Origin of the sequence: Paenibacillus validus NBRC 15382 (assembly GCF_004000985.1) — a bacterium.
In the GTDB taxonomy this organism is placed as follows: Bacteria; Bacillota; Bacilli; order Paenibacillales; family NBRC-103111; genus Paenibacillus_G; species Paenibacillus_G validus.
In genome coordinates this window covers 1-20253 of sequence record NZ_BIMH01000012.1, presented here as the reverse complement: position 1 = coordinate 20253, position 20253 = coordinate 1, and the positions used below count along the sequence as shown (strand labels likewise).

The following is a 20253-nucleotide window of genomic DNA, read 5'->3' as shown; positions in this document are numbered from 1 at the left end:
GCTCATTCATCATTTTGGCGTATACTAACGGATATACATTTTGAACTTTCGGACGAGGAGATAAGGCAGATGGATAGCAACGAATTTGAACAACATCTGGAAAAATATGCGGAGCTCGTCGTACGCGTCGGCGTCAACATTCAACCGGGTCAGGTGCTGCTGGTGGAATCGCCGCTCGAAGCCGCCGGGTTTACCCGCAAGGTGGTGCAAAAAGCGTATCAAGCGGGAGCCAAATATGTTCAGGTGCAGTGGGACGACGAGGAAGTGACGAAAACCCGTTTCGCTTATGCGCCGGACGAGTCGTTTTCTTATTACCCGGCGTGGACTGCGCAAATGATGGAACAGCTCGCAGAAGGCGGGGGAGCGCTGCTGAACATCAAAGTGCCCGACCCCGAATTATACAAGGGCGTTGACTCGCATAAAGTAACGGCTGCCACGAAAGCGGCCGCTGTGGCGCGCCAAAAGTTTCAAGGCTATGTACGCAATAAAAAGTTCAGCTGGTGCTTGGTGAAAGCTCCGACCCGCGCATGGGCGGCCAAAGTATTTGCCGATCTGCCGGAGGATGAGCGGATTCAGGCGATGTGGGACACCATTTTCAAGATGAACCGGGTGGATCGGGAGGATCCGATCGCGGCGTGGCAAGAGCATATCGACCGGCTGAAGACGGCGAAAGACGATTTGAATGCGAAGAAATATAAAAAGCTGCATTACCGGGCACCGGGCACCGACTTGTCCGTAGAGCTGCCGGAGGGCCATATTTGGCATGGCGGCGGCACAACCGACGATCAGGGCGTTTATTTCGTAGCCAATCTGCCTACCGAAGAAGTGTATACGATGCCTCATCGCCTGGGAGTCCACGGGACGGTGACGAGTACGAAGCCGCTCAATTTGAATGGCCGGCTGGTGGAAGGCTTTTCGCTCACCTTTGAGAACGGCCGGATCGTCGATTATTCGGCGGAAGCGGGTTTGGACTATTTAACCGCACTGCTGGAAACCGACGAGGGAGCCCGTTATCTGGGGGAAGTCGCGCTTGTTCCGCACGACTCGCCGATATCGAATTTGAACCGGGTGTTTTACAACACCGGGATCGACGAGAACGCCTCGTGCCATTTTGCCATCGGCAGCGCGTATCCTTTTACGCTGGAGGGCGGTACGCGAATGACGCAGGAGGAGCTGCTGGCGAAGGGCGCGAATGTCAGTCTGACGCATGTCGACTTTATGGTCGGATCGGCCGAGCTCGATATTGACGGAGAGCTGCCGGACGGCAAGCGAGAGCCGTTGTTCCGGCAAGGGAACTGGGTGACGGGCAGAGCTCATGCGAACTAGATGCGGCAGGCTGGTCAGAAGCGGAATGTTCGGGCGCTGCGGCGCACGGCGTTCCGCTTTTTGGCCGTGAGCGCGCAAGTGCTGCCGTTCGTCATCCGAGCAGCTCATGATTTCGAAGCGGGCAAAGGAATTTATTCGACGATGGAGAAATAATAACACGGACAGCCCGCATACATATTGTAAGAATGAGTCGTATAGCCTTACCTAAGAGGATCAAAATGACATGAATGTCCAGCATGCAAACAGGCTGCCGGCTTCGCTTATTACTCTTGCGCGGGAGGATTCGTATGAAAAGTAAGCTGGCTTCCGCTCTATCGCTATCTGTCCTGACCGGCGTCGGTTTATGGGCCGCCGGCTGCACTTCCTCAGCCGGCTCGCCGCCGGGGCGGGAAGCGCCCCTCACTGCGGCGGTGCCCCGGCAGGAGACGCTGCCGCCTGCGGAACCGGATGCGGCTGTGCCGCCTTCTGCAGCAGCGGCGCTTGCGTCCGCGGCGGACACGGACGCCGCAGATGCTGGCGCTTCCGGCGATGCGCCGCCTGCGGCAACGTCGCCGCCCGAAGCCCCGGCGCCATCGCCCGGCGTCAACGAGACGGCTGCGGCCGCGGCGGCCTCCCAAGCCGCGGCGGAAGCGGCTGCGGAAGGCCGTGAGGCTGTAACGGCCGTCGTGTACGCCGGGTCCTCCGCGAACGCGGAGGCGGAAGCCTTCCCCGCTGCGCTAGACAAGAAGACGGTATCCATGCCCGTGCTCAACTACCACAGCATCGGTCACGATCCGGGCAATTCGCTGGTGCTTGCTCCGGACAAGTTCGCCGCTCAAATGTCGTATTTGGCCGAGCACGGATTTACGCCGCTCTCCTTAACCGAATTTATCCTGATCCTTGAGAAAAAGAAGCCGGCTCCCCCGAAGCCCGTGCTGCTGACGTTCGATGACGGTTACGAAGACAACTTCGAGCACGCGATGCCTGTGCTGCAGAAGCATCAATTTCCCGCAACGCTGTTCATGTCTCCCGGCGTCGCAGGTCAGGACGGTTACCTGAACTGGGAGCAGGTGAAGCAAATGCACGAGTCGGGCTGGGATATTCAGCCGCACGGCATGACGCACCCGCATCTGCCCAAGCTTTCTCCCGAGAAGCAGAAGGAGGAAATTACGGAAGCGCGCCGGCTCATTGAGGAGAAGCTCGGGACGAAGGCCGACGTCTTCTGTTACCCGTACGGCGAATTCAACAAGACCACGTTGTCCGTGCTGGAGGAGGCCGGGTTCCGTTACGCCTTTACAATCCGGCAAGGCTGGACCACTTCGGCGCAGCCGCCTTTGGAGCTGAAGCGTATTTATGTGAACGGCAAAGAGCGCTTGTCGGAATGGGTCCGCAGGTTGAGCAAGCCGTAGCGCCCGCTTGACGAAAGGCGAATCCAGGCACGCCCCTGATCATTTCCCTTGACAGCGGCTGCATCTAATACTATGATTAGTATCAAGTAAATACAATGTGACGGAGAATGTTGAGATCCACACTTTTTGGTATCCTTAGGCATAATAAGGATACGAATGGGTGTGGATTTTTGTGTTTCCGTCAACCATGTAAATCAAACGGCGAGGGAGTTTTAGCAGATGCCATCCAAATTTTCAGGGCTCGATCGTGACGCCTTATTAGACCAAATAAACGGTATGCATGTGGATTTATTAGTGATAGGCGGCGGAATTACAGGCAGCGGTATTGCCTTAGACGCCGCTAACCGGGGGATGAAGGTCGCATTGGTAGAGATGCAGGATTACGCCGCGGGAACATCCAGCCGCTCCACGAAGCTGGTTCATGGCGGACTGCGTTATTTGAAAAACTTCGAAGTCAAAATGGTGGCGGAAGTGGGCAAGGAACGGGCCGTCGTGTACGAGAACGGACCGCACGTGACGAAGCCGGAGTGGATGCTGCTGCCGATCTACAAAGGCGGAACGTTCGGCACTTTTTCAACCTCGATCGGTTTAATGGTTTATGATTACTTAGCCGCCGTGAAGCCGAACGAGCGGCGCAAGATGCTGAATGTCAGCGAGACGCTCCAAAGGGAGCCCTTGCTCCAGAAGAAAGGCTTGAAAGGCAGCGGCTATTATGTCGAGTATCGGACGGACGATGCCAGACTGACGATCGAAGTCCTTAAACGCGCGGTAGATTTTGGTGCTTTCGCTGTGAACTATGCGAAAGTCGAGCAGTTCTTGTATGAGGACGGCAAGGCAATCGGAGCCCAGGTTGTCGATCGGTTGTCGGGAAGAACGATACAGCTGTTTGCCAAAAAGATTGTAAACGCAACAGGGCCGTGGGTAGATACGGTGCGCGAGAAGGACAATTCCAAAAAAGGGAAGCAGCTGCGCTTGACGAAGGGCGTGCATATCGTCATTGATCAAAGCCGGTTTCCGTTGAAGCAGGCCATATACTTTGACACTCCCGATAAGCGGATGGTCTTTGCCATTCCCCGGAACGGCAAAACCTATGTGGGGACGACGGATACTTTTTATGAAGGGGATATCGCACATCCGAAGATGTCCACGGAAGATCGAAGCTATTTGATCAAGGCCATCAATGACATGTTCCCTGATGTGCGCATTCGTGAGCAAGACATTGAATCGAGCTGGGCCGGCTTAAGGCCTTTAATCTATGAGGAAGGCAAGGACCCTTCTGAAATTTCACGGAAAGATGAAATTTGGGAATCGGACTCCGGGCTGATCACGATCGCCGGCGGCAAGCTGACCGGCTACCGGAAGATGGCCGAGATGGTCGTCGACCTGGTTGCGGAGCACCTTCATCACGAATATCAGCTTACCTTTCAACCCTGCAGGACCAAAACGCTGCCTATCTCCGGCGGCGATGTAGGCGGATCTTCGAATTTTGCGCATTTTGTTGAAGAAAAGGCTACACTTGCGCTTCAATATGGGCTAAGCTTGGAGAGCGGCCGGAAATTGGCGCAGCTATATGGTTCTAATATCGATAAAATTTTGGAGATCGCAAAATCGGGAAATGGCAAGGCCGAGGCGGAGAAGTATGGTTTGCCTCTCGACCTGTATCTCAGCTTGATGTATGCCGTACAGGAGGAAATGTCGGTAAAACCGGTCGATTTCCTGATTCGGCGGTCAGGGGCCGTCCTGTTTCATATGGGTCTGGCCAAGGCATATAAGGACCAGGTCGTTCATTGCATGAAGATGATGTTCGGGTGGGACGAAGAGACCGCCGCAAGGTACGCGAGCGAATTGGAACAAGAGATGCAGGATGCGGTCACGCCTCGCGATGAGACCAAGCGGAACTACTCCAAAGCCATTTAGCCGGAATGGATAAGGGACGATTGTGCCAGCCGGTGCGGAGAATTTCTTCTGGAGTCAGGTTCCCGGATGCAACGCCGTGCAAATGACGGGTGCTTTGACAGGAGCAAGACATAAGTAGGAGGTTTTTGTGTGGACAAGAAATATGTACTCGCCCTTGACCAAGGTACGACCAGCTCCCGGGCGATTCTCTTCGATAAAGCGGGAACGATCGTAGGCATGGCTCAAAAGGAGTTCACCCAGTTGTATCCGAAAGCCGGCTGGGTCGAGCACGATGCGATGGAAATTTGGGGAACGCAAAGCGGGGTAGCACGGGAAGTTCTGGAAACCGTCGGCATACGCCCGCAGGAGGTCGCATCGATCGGGATTACGAACCAGAGGGAAACGACGGTCGTCTGGGATAAACATAACGGAAAACCCGTATACAACGCAATCGTATGGCAGGACCGGAGAACGGCGGGGATTTGCGACGAGCTGAAGGAAAGAGGTCTGGAGCCTTACATTCGGGACAACACGGGACTTGTCGTCGATGCCTATTTCTCGGGCACCAAGATCAAATGGATCCTGGACAACGTCGAGGGAGCCAAGGAAAAAGCGCAGCGGGGCGATTTGTTATTCGGCACCGTGGATACATGGCTGATCTGGAAATTAACGCGGGGGCAGATACATGCCACGGACTATTCCAACGCCGCCCGTACGATGCTGTATAATATCAAAGAGCTGTGCTGGGATGAAAAGCTGCTCAAGGAGCTTGGGATTCCATTCTCGATGCTGCCTGAAGTCAAACCGTCCGCGGGCCTCTATGGGGTCACCGATCCGCAAACATTCGGGGGCTCCGAAATTCCGATCGCCGGGGTTGCGGGCGATCAGCAGGCGGCGCTGTTCGGGCAAGCCTGCTTCGAATCGGGCATGGCCAAAAATACGTACGGCACAGGCTGCTTTATGCTGATGAATACGGGAAACCGGGCAGTTGCCTCCAAGTCCGGGCTGTTGACGACGATCGCATGGGGCATGGAAGGCAAAGTCGAGTATGCGCTGGAAGGAAGTATATTTATTGCCGGAGCAGCGCTGCAATGGCTTCGCGACGGGTTGAAAATGATCGATTCGGCGGCGGACTCCGAGTTTTACGCCGGCAAAGTCAAAGATACCGACGGCGTGTACGTTGTGCCTGCTTTTGCCGGTTTAGGCGCACCCTACTGGGATATGTACGCGAGAGGCGCCATGTTCGGCTTAACGCGGGGAACCAAAAAGGAGCATATTATAAGAGCTACGCTGAACTCGCTGGCTTACCAGACGAAGGACGTCCTGAGCGCGATGGAAAGCGACTCCGGATTGAAGCTGCAGTCCCTGCGGGTGGACGGCGGAGCTACGGCGAACAATTTGCTGATGCAGTTCCAGGCAGACCTTCTGGGGGTGAACGTACAAAGGCCTCAGGTGACGGAAACGACGGCACTCGGAGCGGCGTATATGGCTGGGATCGCTGTCGGCTTCTGGGACAAAGGAGATATTGCGAAGCGTGCGAGCGGGGATGCGACGTTCGTGCCGAATATGGAGGAAGAAGTCCGCACGAAACTGTACAAAGGCTGGAAGAAAGCCGTGAAACGAACGATGGAATGGGAGAAGGACGAAGAGTGACACCATCCATACGTCAGGAAGATAAGCTGGACGTGGAGGACGCGTTATGATCAAAAATATGGTTATACCGGCCGTAAGAAATTTTAAAGAGCTGGAAATGGCGCTCGCTGCGCCCCAAGATGTGATTTTCCTGCTTGAAGGCGAGCTCATCCAGCTGCAAGGCATCGTCGAAAGCGTCAAAAGAGCGAAAAAGAAAATTTATCTCCATCTGGATATGGTCAAAGGCATCAAGGAAGATGAGGCATCCATTCATTTTCTGTCCAAAGTGATCAAGATCGATGGCGTGATCAGTACGAGAACCTCTTCCTTGATTCATGCGAAGAAATACGGGTTGAGCGCCATTCAGCGGGGCTTTCTGATCGATTCTCATTCCATAAGAACGATTATTCATGCTGCGGCGCAAGTGAAGCCGGACTATATTGAAATCCTCCCCAGCTTCTCTTATCCGAAGCTGGAAACCGTAAAGAAAGAAACGGGTGTGGATATTATTCTTGGCGGGTTCGTTGAGAAGAAAGAGGACGTAGCCACCTTATTCCAGGCCGGCGCGATTGCCGTATCCACCAGCAGGGCGGAATTGTGGTAACCTCATAAGAGTTGAAAGTTTCGTGGAGCACCCTGACCTCGTATGGTCAGGGTGCTCTTGTTGATGTCAGGCCAAAGCTTTCTTGAACTCCTCGGTCAGGAGCGGCACGACCTCGAACAGGTCGCCGACGATACCGTAATCGGCCACTTGGAAGATCGGTGCGTCGGGATCTTTGTTAATGGCAATGATGATGCGCGATTGGCTCATGCCGGCCAAATGCTGGATGGCGCCGCTGATGCCGCAGGCGATGTAAATTTCCGGGGTCACCACTTTGCCGGTTTGGCCGATCTGCAGCGCATAGTCGCAGTATCCCGCGTCGCATGCGCCGCGGGAAGCGCCAACGGCGGCGTTCAGCACTTCAGCCAGCTGCTCGAGCGGCTTGAAGCCGTCCTGGCTTTTGACGCCGCGGCCGCCGGAGACGACGATTTTCGCTTCGGTCAAATCGACCTTGCCCGAAGCTTTATGCACCACGTCCTTCACGACGGAGCGAAGATCGGCGGCAGGGACGTAAGCGGCTTGCACGATTTCGGCCTGCGAGCCGGGCACAGCTGCGGCGGCGGAGATGTTGTTGGGCCGGATCGTGACGACGAACGGTCCTTGCGTGAACCGCTTCTTCTCGAACGCCTTGCCTGCATACAGGGGCCGTGTGAACACCAGCCCGGAGCTGTCCTTCTCCAGGGCGATCACATCTGATATTTGTCCGGCGCCGAGCAGGGCGGCGACTTGCGGAGCCAAATCCCGGCCTGTCGAGGTATGCCCGAAGAAGACGGCGCACGGCTGAACGGCGTCGATCATCTCCGATAAAGCCGCGAAATACGTGTCCGGGTTGTAGTGCGCGAGCCCGGCGTGATCCGCGGTCACGACCTGATCGACGCCGTATCCGGACAGCTCCTGCGCGAATTCGGCTAGCTGATGGCCGATCAGGACGGCTGTGATGCGGTCGCCCTCGCTTTTGGCCAGAGCGGCGGCGTGAAGCGTTTCCAATGAGACTTGACGAAGCTTGCCGCCTCGTACTTCCGCGACGATCATATACGTTTGGCTCATAGGGTGAACCCTCCTTGGTATGCGTAATGTCGGGCGCTTCGATTAAAGCGCCTTCGCCTCCGTACGAAGCAGATGCACGAGTTGGGCGGCTTGCTGCTGCGGATCGCCGGACAGCAGCTGACCCGCCTGGCGCGCCGGCGGCAGCGAGAGCGACTCGCGCACCGTCCGGGGCGCGATGTCCGCCTCGCTCAAACCGAGATCGTCCAGAGTCAGCTGCCGGAACGGCTTCTTCTTTGCCTTCATGATGCCGGGCAGGGACGGATACCGCGGTTCGTTCAAGCCTTGCTGCGCGGTAAACAGGGCGGGGAGGGTCACTTCGAGCGTCTCGGTATCGCCCTCGGCGTCGCGCAGTACGGTGGCGCGCCCGTCTGCGATGTCCAGCTTCGTGATCGAGGACGTATGCGCGAGGTTCAGCAGCCGGGCGACGCGAACCGCGACTTGACCGGCGCCCGTATCGACCGAGAAGTTGCCGCCGAGTACGAGGTCTGCGGGCTGCTGCCCGAGATAAGCGGCCAGCGCCCTGGATACGGCATACTCGTCCCCGGAGAGCCGGTCGTCCGTGATGAGCACGGCTTCGTCCGCGCCCATCGCCAAGGCGGTCCGCAGCGCTTCGGCGGTCCGCTCCGGTCCTGCGGAGACGACCGTAATGACGCCGCCGTGCCGTTCCTTCTGGCGGATCGCTTCCTCCACTGCGTACTCGTCGTAAGGGTTGATGATAAACTTCGCGCCGTCCTCGGATACGGCGCCGTTCGCGATCACGATCTTTTCCTCCGTGTCAAACGTCTGCTTCATCAGCACATAAATGTTCATGTGTACTGCCCCTCCCCATACAATATAGAGAACCTATGCTTTCAAGCCTCTGATGAAAAAATCGACGGTTTTGTCGACCTGCGACGCGAGCGTATATTTGCGGCCGGAGATGAGCCAGGACGTGACGACCTCGTCCATGGCGCCGAACACCAGCAGCCGGGTCAGCTTCACATCCAGATCGGCACGGAACAAGCCGGCGTCGATGCCCTGCCGCAGCACCTTCTCAATGAGCTCGATGTACGTCTTCACGACTTCGCCGATCGCCTTGCGCAGCTCAATCGAACTTTGCCGGAGCTCGATTTGGGTCACGTAGGCCAGGTTGACGTTCGTCTCCAGCTGGGTGAAGTGAATTTCGCATATTTTGCGAAGCGCTTCATCCGCGGAATCGGTTTCCTGAATGCTGTCGTGAAACAGCTGTACGAGGTCTCCGAGCCGGTCCCGGAACAGCGAAATAAGGATGTCCTCCTTATTTTTGAAGTACAAATAAATCGTCCCGTCTGCGACCCCGGCTTCCTTGGCGATCCGCGATACTTGTGCGTTGTGGTACCCGTTCTCGGCAATCACTTTCAAGGCGGCGTCCAAAATAAAATGATATTTTTCTTTTTTCCTACTTGTCATTTCGGGCACCCCGATGTTAAGATTCAAATAACTGAATGAATACTCATTCATTATCCTAATCTTATGAGAAACGGTACTTATTGTCAACGTATTTCACTCGTAAGATTTTTATGAAACCTGTTTGTAACCGCTTCCAAATCAGTTGAAAGGAAGGTCGGGCGAGATGATGTGGCAGATCGTGAACGCGCTGTTGTTTGTGGCCGTAACCGGATACGGCGTCCTTTTGTTCGGCAAAGCCGTGTACCGCCGTTATTTGTATATGAAGCTCGGGCAGCCTGCCGATTTCAGAAGGCAGGGCCGCGAGAAGCCCGGGGCGTTCATGGCCGAGATTTTCGGGCAAACCAAGCTGCTGAAAGACAGGAAAAGCGGCGTCATGCATCTCGTCATCTTCTACGGCTTCATCATCCTGCAATTCGGGGCTTTGGAACTGATCTTTAAGGGACTGACCGGGGGAAAGAATCTGCCGATCCCGGGCTACGACGCGTTCAGCCTGCTGCAGGAGGCGACTGTCTTCTCGATCCTGATCGCGATGGGGTATGCGGCGTTCCGCCGGTATGCCGAGAAGCTGCCCCGGTTGAAAAAGGGATGGAAGCCGAGCCTCGTCCTCTTCTTCATCCTCGGCCTGATGCTCTCGGTTCTGCTGTCGCTTGCGTTCGAACGCGTATGGCTCGGGCATCCGGCAAGCGCCTACGCTCCGATTTCGTCCGCGATCGCCGCATCGTTCGTCGGCTTGTCCGCCGGTGCGGCGAAGGCCGCCTTTTACGCCGGCTGGTGGCTTCACCTGCTCATTCTGCTCGCCTTTCTGGTCTATGTGCCGCAATCGAAGCACTTTCATATCATGACGGCCCCGGTCAACATCTGGTTCCGGCGCCAGGAGCCGGTCGGCCGCTTGAAGAAGCTGGATCTCGAGAACGAGGAGGCCGAATCGTTCGGCGTCGGCAGGATCGAAGATTTCACGCAGAAGCAGATGCTTGACTTCTATGCATGCGTCGAATGCGGACGCTGTACGAACGTATGCCCGGCGTCGAACACCGGCAAGACGCTGTCGCCGATGCATCTGATCGTGAAGCTGCGGGACCATCTCGTAGAGAAGGGCGCGGCCGTGACGTCCAAGTCGCCCTGGGTGCCGGAATTCGCCTTTACCGGGCCAGCTGGCTCGTCCGCGGGCGCTCATATGATGACTGCGATGGACGATCAAGGCGTCGGCTGGAGAGCGGGTGACGACGTTGTAACCGATATTCGCCCTACACTGCAGTGGCAGCAGGCTTCGTGGAAGACGCAAACCGGGAAATCGGCGACGGAAGTGGAGCTGATCGGCGATGTGATGACGGAGGACGAAATTTGGTCCTGTACGACGTGCCGCAACTGCGAGGACCAATGCCCGGTCGGCAACGAGCATGTCGACAAGATCGTCGACCTGCGCAGGCACCTGGTCCTGATGCAGGGCAGCATGCCGCATGAAGGGCAGCGCGCGATGCAAAACATTGAACGCCAAGGCAATCCGTGGGGTCTCAGCCGCAGCGACCGGAGCAAATGGACCGGCGAAATCGAAGGGCTGGCGGTGCCGACGGTGAAGGAAAACCCGGCCTTCGACTATTTGTTCTTCGTCGGGTCGATGGGTTCGTACGACCTGCGCAGCCGTAAAGTTTCCCGCGCCTTCGTCCGGCTGCTGCATGAGGCTGGCGTCAGCTTCGCGATTCTCGGCAATGAAGAGAAAAACTCCGGCGACACGCCGCGCAGACTCGGCAACGAAATGTTGTTCCAGCAGCTGTGCGCTGAAAATATCGCAGCATTCGAGAAATACGGCGTCAAGAAAATCGTCACCGCCTGTCCGCATACGTTCAACACGCTCAAGCACGAGTATCCGGACTTCGGCCTGGAGGGCGTGGAGGTGCAGCATCATTCGGAGCTGCTCGACGAACTGGTCCGCACCGGCCGGCTGAAGCCGCAGCATGAGCTGAAGGAGCGCGTCACCTACCACGATTCGTGTTACCTTGGGCGCTACAACAACGTGTACGATCAGCCGCGCAGCGTACTGCGGGCGATTCCCGGGGTGGAGCTCGTCGAGATGGAGCGCACCCGCGAGAACGGGATGTGCTGCGGCGCCGGCGGCGGGATGATGTGGATGGAAGAGACGTCCGGCAAGCGTGTCAACGCGGCCCGGACGGAGCAGGCGCTTCGCACGAACCCGACGGTCATCAGCAGCGCGTGTCCGTACTGCTTAACAATGATGGAGGACGGGACGAAGATGAAGGAGGTCGAATCCCGAGTGAAAGCCAGAGATATCGCGGAGCTGCTGGAGCAAGCCGTATTCGGCTCCGGAAATGCCCAAATTCCCACTACGCATTGAGACGGAGGTAGGTCCATGATGATGAGATCGATACGTAAAGCGGCGGTAATCGGGTCCGGTGTGATGGGTTCGGGCATTGCCGCCCACTTGGCGAACGCCGGTATTCCCTGCTTGCTGCTGGACATCGTGCCGAAGCAGCCGACGGATGAGGAGACGGCCAAAGGGCTTACGCTGGAGCACGCGGCCGTGCGCAGCCGGCTTGCCGCACAGGCGGTGGAGAAGCTTCGCAAGACGAAGCCTTCGCCGCTGTATGACGACGCGTTCGCAGACCGCATTACGCCGGGCAATCTGGACGATCATCTGGCGTTAATCGCCGATGTCGATTGGGTCATTGAGGTCGTCGTTGAAAATCTGGAGGTCAAGCAGCGGCTGTTGTCCCGGGTCGAAGCCCATTGGAAGCCCGGCACGGTTGTCAGCTCAAACACGTCGGGCATCTCGATCGAGGCCATGTCGGCGGATTGCAGCGAATCTTTCAGACGGCATTTCCTCGGCACCCACTTTTTCAACCCGCCGCGGTATATGAAGCTGCTTGAACTGATTCCGGGCGAGCTCACGGAACCTGACATCGTCAGCGGGATGCGGGAATTTTGCGAAAAGCGCCTTGGCAAAGGCGTCGTATTGGCGAAGGATACGCCGAATTTCATCGCCAACCGGATCGGCACCTACGGGCTGCTCGTGACGCTGCAGGAAATGCTGGACAAAGGCTTCGCCGTCGAAGAGGTGGATGCCGTCACCGGGCCTGCGATGGGCCGGCCGAAAAGCGCCACCTTCCGCACGCTCGATCTGGTCGGAATCGATACGTTCGTGCATGTCGCGAACAACGTATACGAATCGACGCAGGACGAAGCGGAGAAAGCTGTATTTGCCGTCCCGGCGGCGCTGCGCGGCATGGTGGAGAAGGGATGGCTCGGGGAGAAGTCGGGTCAAGGCTTTTATTTGAAGCAGAAGGGTCCGAACGGCAGTGAAATTCTCTCTTTGAACGTAGCTGCGATGGAATACGAGCCGCAGAAGAAGCCGTCCTCCGCTTCGCTCGAAGCGGTGAAGCTCGCTAAAGGCGCGAAGGAGAAGACGAAGGCGCTGATCGGCGCAGGCGATCGCTACTCAGAGCTGGCGTGGAACATTCTCAAGAAGGTGCTCGTGTATTCGGCCGAGAAGCTCGGCGAAATTGCGGATACCGTCCGGGAAATCGACGAGGCGATGAAGTGGGGCTTCAATTGGGAGCTTGGGCCGTTTGAGACGTGGGATGCCATCGGATTGCCGAAGTCGGTGCAGCGCATGGAAGCGGAAGGAACGGCGGTGCCCGCTTGGGTGAAGGACTGGGTGGCGGCAGGCCACACGTCGTTTTACCGCAAGCAGGAAGGCGCGACGTTCTATGTGAGCCGGGGCGAATATAAGCAACTGGAAACGCCTGCGGAAGAGATTTCGTTGAAGCGGCTGAAGGAGCATAACAAAGTCGTGAAGTCGAACAGCGGCGCAAGCCTGATCGATCTTGGCGACGGGGTGGCGTGCCTGGAGTTCCATTCGCCGAACAATGCGATCGGCGCGGATATTTTGGTGATGATCCAGCAGAGTTTGGAGGAGGTTCGACGCAATTACGACGGCCTCGTCATCGCCAATCAGGGACGGAACTTTTGCGTAGGCGCGAATATTATGATTCTGCTCATGGAAGCCCAGGACGAGGAATGGGACGAAATCGACGGTATCATCCGCCTGTTCCAGAACACGATGTATAAGGTGAAACGGTTCGAAAAGCCGGTCGTCGCGGCGCCGCACCGGATGACGCTCGGCGGCGGGGTCGAAGCCTGCATGCCGGCGGACCGGATCGTGGCTGCGGCCGAGACGTATTTCGGCCTTGTGGAGGCGGGCGTGGGCCTGATTCCGGCCGGCGGCGGCTGCAAGGAGCTGGCGCTGCGCACGAGCCAGCGTGTTACGCATCCCGATGCGGATATGCAGCCGTATATCAACCAGGCGTTCGAAACGATCGGCATGGCGAAAGTATCGACGAGCGGCCATGACGCGTTGAAGCTCGGCTTGTTCAAGCCGACCGACCGTATCGTCGTGAATCAGGAGCATCTGATTTACGAAGCGAAGCGGTCCGTGCTGGGCCTCGCGCGCGGCGGCTACGAGCCGATCCGGGAGGAGAAAATCCGCGTCGTCGGCGCAGAGGGCAAAGCCGTTCTCCAGCTCGGCGCTTACGGGATGAAGCAGGGAGGCTACATCAGCGATCACGACTTGAAGATTGCGAACAAGCTCGCTCACGTGCTTGCCGGCGGCGATGTGCCGGCCGGTTCGCTCGTCACGGAGCAATACATGCTCGATCTGGAGCGCGAAGCGTTCTTGAGCTTGTGCGGCGAGCCGAAGACGCAAGCCCGGATGCAGCACATGCTGGCCAAGGGCAAAGCGCTGCGGAACTGACTATTCGACAGAGGAGGGAAGGCGAATGAAAGAAGCGGTAATCGTATCGATCGCCCGAACCGCGATCGGCAAGGCGAAGAAAGGCAGCTTCGCCCAGACGCGCGCGGAAGATATGGGCAAGGCGGTGCTGCAAGCCGTCGTGGAGCGGACCCCCGGGCTGAAGAAGGAGGACGTCGAGGACATCATCATCGGCTGCGCCATGCCGGAAGGCGAGCAGGGGCTCAACTTCGCCCGCATCATGTCGCTGTACGCCGGGTTCCCGGCGACGGTGCCGGCGTTGACGGTCAACCGGTTTTGCTCGTCCGGCTTGCAGTCGATCGCGTTCGCGGCGGAGCGCATCATGGTAGGCGCTGCGGATGTGCTGATCGCCGGAGGCGTGGAGAGCATGAGCCACGTGCCGATGACCGGGTTCAAGGTGTCGCCGAACCCTAAGATCGTGGAGCAAATGCCGCAGGTGTACATCGGCATGGGCCATACGGCCGAGCATGTCGCCGACCGCTTCGGCGTGAGCCGCGAGGATCAGGACCGCTTCGCCGCCCGTTCTCATGCGAAGGCCGCGGCTGCGCTGCGCGAAGGCAAGTTTCGCGACGAGATCGTGCCTGTGCAGGTCAAGTTCCAACAGGTCGACGACGGCGGCAGGGTGAGAAGCCGGACGTTCGTCTTCGAGGAAGACGAAGGCGTCCGCGCCGATACGACGCTTGAGACGCTCGGCAAGCTGAAGCCGGCGTTCAAGCTCGGCGGCACGGTGACGGCGGGCAACGCGTCGCAGATGAGCGACGGCGCGGCTGCGGCAGTGCTCATGAGCCGGGAGCGCGCCGAGGCGCTCGGCTTGCAGCCGCTGGCGACGTTCCGCTCGTTCGCTCTCGCCGGCGTCGAGCCGGAGATTATGGGCGTCGGCCCGGTCGAAGCGATCCCGAAGGCGCTGAAGATGGCAGGCCTGACGTTCGCCGACGTCGACTTGTTCGAGATTAACGAGGCTTTCGCTTCGCAGTGCGTGCACATCATTCGCCAGCTGGAGCTTGACGAAGCGAAGGTCAATGTCAACGGCGGCGCGATCGCGCTCGGCCACCCCCTCGGGTGTACGGGCACGAAGCTGTCCGCCACGCTCATTCACGAGCTGCGCCGCCGCGGAGGCGGCATCGGCGTCGTCTCGATGTGTATCGGCGGCGGCATGGGCGCGGCCGGTGTGTTCGAAGTTCATGCGTAATCCAAATCGCGTACAAGGGAGAGAACCCGAGATGAGCAAAACGATCGGCGGCAGCTTTATCATCGACGATATCGACTTTAACCGAGTCGTAACCCCGGAAGATTTTACGGAAGAGCAGCGCATGATCGGTCAGACGACCGAGGACTTCGTCGCCGGCGAAGTGGTCCCGCACGAGGAAGAAGTGGAGAAGCTGAACTATGCGTTGTCCGTCAGCCTGCTGCGCAAAGCGGGCGAGCTCGGACTGCTCGGCGCCGATGTGCCGGAAGCGTACGGCGGGCTCAGTCTCGATAAGATCAGCTCGACGCTGATCAACGAGAAGCTGACGAAGGCGTCTTCCTTTGCGCTGACGCTCGGCGCGCACGTTGGCATCGGCACGCTGCCGATCGTGTATTTCGGCAACGAGGAGCAGAAGCGCCGCTATTTGCCGCCGCTCGCGTCCGGCGAGAAAATCGCCGCCTACTGCTTAACGGAGCCGTCCTCGGGCTCCGACGCGCTTGGCGCCAAAACGACGGCCGTCTTGTCGGAAGACGGAACGCATTACGTGCTGAACGGGACGAAGCAGTTTATTACGAACGCCGGATTTGCGGATGTCTTCATCGTGTACGCCAAGGTGAACGGCACCGATTTCAGCACATTTATCGTCGAGCGCACGATGGAAGGCGTGAGCATCGGTCCGGAAGAGAAGAAGATGGGCATTAAAGGGTCGTCCACATGCCCGCTCATTCTCGAGGACGTGCAGGTGCCGGCGGAAAACCTGCTGTGGGAGGTCGGCAAAGGCCATTTGATCGCCTTCAATATTTTGAACATCGGCCGCTTCAAGCTGGCGGCGGGCTGCCTCGGGGCATCCAAGGATGCGATCGAATACGCTTCCAAGTATGCGAACGGGCGTTCCCAGTTCGGGCGCAAAATTTCATCCTTTCCGTTGATCGGCGCCAAGCTGGCGGATATGAACATCCGCACCTTCGTCTTGGAGAGCATGGTGTACCGGACGGCCGGTTTGTTCGATGAAGGACTGGCCGAAGTCGGTCACGGCAGCGAGAATGCCGGCTATCAATCGGCGAAAGCAATCGCGGAATATGCGCTCGAGTGCTCGATCAACAAAGTGTTCGGCTCGGAAACGCTCGATTTCGTCGCCGATGAGGGCGTGCAAATTCACGGCGGGTACGGCTTTATTCAGGAGTACCGGATTGAACGCATCTATCGGGACTCCCGGATCAACCGGATTTTCGAAGGCACGAACGAGATCAACCGTCTGCTCATCCCGGGCACGCTGATCAAACGCGCGATGAAAGGCGAGCTGCCCTTGATGCAGAAGGCGATGGCGCTGCAATCCGACCTGCTGTCCCTCGTCCCGGGGCAGCTGTTCGAAGGCGCGCTGGAGCAGGAGACGCATCTGCTGGCGATGGCCAAAAAGGTGTTCCTTATGGCCGGCGCCGGAGCTGTTCAGAAGTATCAAATGAAGCTGGAGCAAGAACAGGAAATACTAAGCGGTTTGGCCGACATCATGATCGAAGTCTTCGCCATGGAAAGCGCGCTGCTGCGCGCGAAGAAGCTGATGGCCCGCTCGGGGGAAGCGAAGTCCCGGCTTGCTGTGGAGATGACAACCGTGTTCGTCCACGAATCGTTCGATCGGATCGAAGCGCGGGCGAAACAATCGCTCGCGGCTATGGAGTCCGGCGATATGCTGCGTACCCAGTTGTCCGTGCTGAAGAAGCTGGCGCGCCGAACGGCGGTAGACAGCATCGCACTGAAACGTTCCATCGGTTCTCGCGTGATCGAAGCCGAGAAATATGTGCTCTGATCCCGACATCATGAGTCATGGGGTGGTCGACTTGTCCAGCAAACCATGGTTAAGCCATTATCCTGCCGAAGTGCCAGCGACCTACGAATACCCGAAGCAAAATTTAGCGCATTTTTTGGTGCAAAGCGCATCCGATTATCCGGATCGGGACGCCCTGCATTTTCTAGGAAAAAAGATGACCTACCGTCAGCTTCTGGATGCCGCCTATCGGTTTGCCGGCGCGCTGTCCGGGCTTGGCGTCCGCAAGGGGGATCGGGTGGCTGTGATGCTGCCCAATTGCCCGCAGGCGATGATTGCGTATTACGGAACGCTGATGATCGGCGGTATCGTCGTCATGACGAATCCGCTCTATATGCCGCGTGAGCTGGAACATCAGTTGAACGATGCCGGAGCGGCGACGATCGTCACGCTTGATCTGCTGTTCGAACGCGTCATGAAGGTCGTCCCTCAGACCGGAATTAAACAGGTGATCGTCACCTCGATCAAAGATTACCTGCCTTTTCCGAAAAACTGGCTGTACCCCTTGAAGGCCAAAAAAGACGGCCTGAAACGCGAGGTTGCGTATGGCGGCGGCGTTGTATCGTGGGTGGACCTGCTGCGTCGCGCCACGCCCGAACCCGGCGGCGTTCCGGTCGATTCGGAGAACGATTTGGCGCTGATTCAATATACCGGAGGCACGACCGGAATTGCGAAGGGCGTCATGCTGACCCATTACAATTTGATCGCGAATGCCATTCAGTGTAAGCTCTGGGCGTATCGAACGGAGGTCGCCAAGGAAAAGTATATGACGGCGCTGCCGTTCTTCCACGTGTTCGGCATGACAGTGCTCATGAATCAATCCGCCTATGTCGCGGGTTGTCTCGTGCTGATGCCGCGCTATGACGTGAATCAAGTGCTTGCGGCGATCCACAAGCTGAAGCCGACGATTTTCCCGGGTGCGCCGACGATGTACATTTCGCTGATCCATCATCCGAAAGTGAAGGAGTACGATCTGTCGTCAATCAAATTTTGCATCAGCGGGGCTGCCTCGCTGCCTCATGAGGTGCAGGTGGAGTTCGAGAGGATGACGAACGGCAAGCTGATTGAAGGGTACGGGCTGACCGAGGCGTCGCCCGTCACCCATGCGAACAATATTTGGGAGAAGCGCAAGCTGGGCTCGATCGGAATTCCGTTTCCGGACACAGACAGCCGGGTCGTCGATCTGGAAACCGGGGAAGAGCTGCCGGTCGGGGAAATCGGCGAGCTCGTCGTTCGCGGACCGCAAGTGATGAAGGGCTACTGGAACAAACCGGACGAAACGGAGAAGGTATTGAAGGACGGCTGGCTGTACACCGGTGATTTGGGGCGGATGGACGAGGACGGTTATTTTTATATTTTGGATCGGCGCAAAGATTTGATTATTGCAGGCGGTTACAACATTTATCCGCGCGAAGTGGAGGAAGTGCTGTTCGAGCACCCGGATGTCGAGGAGGCGGTTGTCGCCGGCGTCATCGATCCGTACCGCGGCGAAACGGTCAAGGCGTATATCGTGCTGAAGCCGGATGGGGAGGCGGGGGCGGAAGAGCTGAAAGCGTGGTGCAAGGAAAGGCTTGCGGCTTACAAGGTGCCGAAGCAGTTCGAGTTTCGCGATAGCTTGCCGAAGACGATCGTCGGGAAGGTGCTGCGCCGCAAATTGATCGAGGAGGAAGCGGAAAAGCTGAAACAAGACCTTTAGGAAGGCGGGCGTTCGCGGATTTGCCCGTATTTTGGCTGGAGACGGGAGGAGACGGCCATGGATCCGTCATCTGATATACAGCGGCTGGAAGAGTCGTCCCGGGGCACCTTCTGGGATCACCTCGGAGCGAAGCTGGAATCGTTATCGCCGGAAGGCGTCGTCGTTACGCTGGACATTCAGCCGCATCATCTCAATTTGATCGGGATTCTGCATGGCGGTGTGCACGCGACCTTGATCGACTCCGCGATGGGGCTCGCGGCGATGGCGAGGAAGCCCGGGGAGAGCGTCGTGACGACCAACCTGCATCTCCATTACATGGCGCCGGTGAACCTCGGTACGCTGCGGGTGACTGCCGAAGTCGTGCACAGCTCGCGCAAAATGGTGACGACGCAAGCCCGCGCGTATAACGAAAGCGGCGACCTGTGCGCATTGGGCACGGGCACGTTTCGCATTAGGGGAGGCACGAAGTAGGAGGGGGCAGCAGCCTTCGGCGTTATTTCGTTCAGGCGCGGGTGGGGGAGGGGGCGTTAAAGCCGGTGCTTTATTAACACGTTCGTCTATGCTACCCTAGTACGTACGAGGAAGAGAATGAACGGACTAGGGATGTGGGAGCGGATGAAGCGGGTTCTTGTCACCGGTTATAAAGCGTCGGAGCTCGGCATTTTTTCGCTGAAGCATCCGGGCATCGGCATTATCAAGAAGGCGATCCGGAAGCAGCTGGTCGCCCTGCTGGACGATGGGCTGGAATGGGTCATCGTCAGCGGACAATGGGGCGTCGAGCTGTGGGCGGCCGAGGCGGCGGTCGAGCTGAAGTCCGAGTTTCCGGGCCTTCGTTTGGCCGTCATCACACCGTTTCTGGAGCAGGACGAGAAGTGGAGCGAAGAGAAGCGCGGTCTGTACAGCGGCGTACTGCAGCGGGCCGATTACGTCAACAGCGTGACGAAAACGAAATATGAGGGCGGGTGGCAATTTAAAGAGAGCAACAAATTTCTGCTCCGCAATACCGACGGGATGGTCATCCTCTATGACGAGGAGAAGGAAGGCTCGCCGAAATTTATGAAGGAGCTGGCCGCCCGGCAAGCGCTCGTGCGGCCTTATCCGATCGTCAGCATTACGGAATACGATCTGCAAAGCATCGTCGAGGAAGAGCGGTTGGACGATTGGGACGACGGCGCTTTGGCGTATTCCCGGGAGTACGGGGACTCTGGCTCCGATGACGAAGGCATTTCATGAACGCGCCGGTTCAGCCCGAAGCAGCGGGCGTCCGGAGCGCTGAAGGCGGGCGTATGGCCAGAAGCGGGGCCAACGTGCCGCCTGCGGCTGCCGAGGCGCAAGCTTGCTGCCGCAAAAGCGTCCCGCTGCAAGCCATGCGAATGGCCCTGTCCGTCCACTAGTCCCTCCTGCGAACGCGTTTGCCGCTCCAGGCAGCCCGACCCTTGCGGACGGGC

At 58.0% G+C, this 20253-nt stretch carries 17 protein-coding genes; 14 read left to right on the top strand and 3 right to left on the bottom strand.

The window, feature by feature from the left end; genetic code table 11:
* The first annotated feature begins 69 nt into the window (after window positions 1–69).
* The 6 genes from PVA01S_RS10575 to PVA01S_RS10555 all read left to right on the top strand — a co-directional run bounded on the left by PVA01S_RS10575 (window position 70) and on the right by PVA01S_RS10555 (window position 6846).
* A complete protein-coding gene (locus PVA01S_RS10575) occupies window positions 70–1326 on the top strand; it encodes an aminopeptidase (protein WP_127607432.1) in 1257 nt (418 codons plus the stop codon).
* Complete coding sequence (locus PVA01S_RS26575; protein WP_155613859.1) at window positions 1327–1479, top strand: hypothetical protein; 153 nt, start codon at window positions 1327–1329, stop codon at window positions 1477–1479. It begins immediately after the preceding gene.
* Window positions 1480–1613: 134 nt separating this feature from the next.
* Window positions 1614–2714 (top strand): polysaccharide deacetylase family protein, encoded by a 1101-nt coding sequence (locus tag PVA01S_RS27205; protein WP_230875908.1) that lies wholly within the window; start codon window positions 1614–1616, stop codon window positions 2712–2714.
* A gap of 219 nt (window positions 2715–2933) precedes the next feature.
* Window positions 2934–4631: a glycerol-3-phosphate dehydrogenase/oxidase gene (locus tag PVA01S_RS10565; RefSeq protein ID WP_127607430.1), complete on the top strand. Its 1698-nt coding sequence runs from the start codon at window positions 2934–2936 to the stop codon at window positions 4629–4631.
* A gap of 129 nt (window positions 4632–4760) precedes the next feature.
* Window positions 4761–6263, top strand: a complete 1503-nt coding sequence (gene glpK / locus PVA01S_RS10560) for a glycerol kinase GlpK (RefSeq protein WP_054798447.1) — start codon at window positions 4761–4763, stop codon at window positions 6261–6263.
* A 46-nt stretch (window positions 6264–6309) separates the two neighbouring features.
* The gene (locus PVA01S_RS10555; RefSeq protein ID WP_054798448.1) at window positions 6310–6846 is read left to right on the top strand and encodes a glycerol-3-phosphate responsive antiterminator; all 537 of its coding nucleotides are present in this window, start codon (window positions 6310–6312) and stop codon (window positions 6844–6846) included.
* Window positions 6847–6912: 66 nt separating this feature from the next.
* Here the strand turns inward: PVA01S_RS10555 and PVA01S_RS10550 are convergent, their stop codons facing one another.
* The 3 genes from PVA01S_RS10550 to PVA01S_RS10540 are packed head-to-tail and all read right to left on the bottom strand — an operon-like array spanning window position 6913 to window position 9318.
* Window positions 6913–7890: an electron transfer flavoprotein subunit alpha/FixB family protein gene (locus PVA01S_RS10550; RefSeq protein WP_127607428.1), complete on the bottom strand. Its 978-nt coding sequence runs from the start codon at window positions 7888–7890 to the stop codon at window positions 6913–6915.
* 42 nt (window positions 7891–7932) lie between these two features.
* Window positions 7933–8700 carry an electron transfer flavoprotein subunit beta/FixA family protein gene (locus PVA01S_RS10545; protein ID WP_054798450.1) on the bottom strand — a complete coding sequence of 256 codons (768 nt, stop codon included), beginning with the start codon at window positions 8698–8700 and terminating at the stop codon, window positions 7933–7935.
* A gap of 33 nt (window positions 8701–8733) precedes the next feature.
* Window positions 8734–9318, bottom strand: a complete 585-nt coding sequence (locus tag PVA01S_RS10540; protein WP_054798451.1) for a TetR/AcrR family transcriptional regulator — start codon at window positions 9316–9318, stop codon at window positions 8734–8736.
* Window positions 9319–9481: 163 nt separating this feature from the next.
* Here PVA01S_RS10540 and PVA01S_RS10535 point away from each other — a divergent pair, with 163 nt between their 5' ends.
* From PVA01S_RS10535 to PVA01S_RS26570, 8 genes are all read left to right on the top strand, one after another.
* The gene (locus PVA01S_RS10535; protein ID WP_174817577.1) at window positions 9482–11668 is read left to right on the top strand and encodes a (Fe-S)-binding protein; all 2187 of its coding nucleotides are present in this window, start codon (window positions 9482–9484) and stop codon (window positions 11666–11668) included.
* Between the two features lie 18 nt (window positions 11669–11686).
* Entirely contained in the window at window positions 11687–14083 is a 2397-nt protein-coding gene (locus PVA01S_RS10530) for a 3-hydroxyacyl-CoA dehydrogenase/enoyl-CoA hydratase family protein (protein ID WP_127607576.1), read from the top strand.
* Between the two features lie 25 nt (window positions 14084–14108).
* Window positions 14109–15290, top strand: coding sequence for an acetyl-CoA C-acyltransferase (locus PVA01S_RS10525; RefSeq protein WP_127607426.1), 1182 nt, complete (start codon window positions 14109–14111; stop codon window positions 15288–15290).
* Between the two features lie 31 nt (window positions 15291–15321).
* On the top strand, window positions 15322–17091 hold the full coding sequence (locus PVA01S_RS10520) for an acyl-CoA dehydrogenase family protein (RefSeq protein ID WP_127607424.1): 1770 nt from the start codon (window positions 15322–15324) through the stop codon (window positions 17089–17091).
* Between the two features lie 31 nt (window positions 17092–17122).
* Window positions 17123–18805 (top strand): long-chain-fatty-acid--CoA ligase, encoded by a 1683-nt coding sequence (locus PVA01S_RS10515; protein WP_372813434.1) that lies wholly within the window; start codon window positions 17123–17125, stop codon window positions 18803–18805.
* Window positions 18806–18862: 57 nt separating this feature from the next.
* Window positions 18863–19276, top strand: coding sequence for a PaaI family thioesterase (locus PVA01S_RS10510; RefSeq protein ID WP_127607422.1), 414 nt, complete (start codon window positions 18863–18865; stop codon window positions 19274–19276).
* 144 nt (window positions 19277–19420) lie between these two features.
* Window positions 19421–20038: an SLOG family protein gene (locus PVA01S_RS10505; protein WP_127607572.1), complete on the top strand. Its 618-nt coding sequence runs from the start codon at window positions 19421–19423 to the stop codon at window positions 20036–20038.
* Window positions 20035–20199, top strand: coding sequence for a hypothetical protein (locus PVA01S_RS26570; protein ID WP_155613862.1), 165 nt, complete (start codon window positions 20035–20037; stop codon window positions 20197–20199). Before PVA01S_RS10505 ends, PVA01S_RS26570 begins: the two co-directional genes overlap by 4 nt.
* Window positions 20200–20253: the final 54 nt, after the last annotated feature.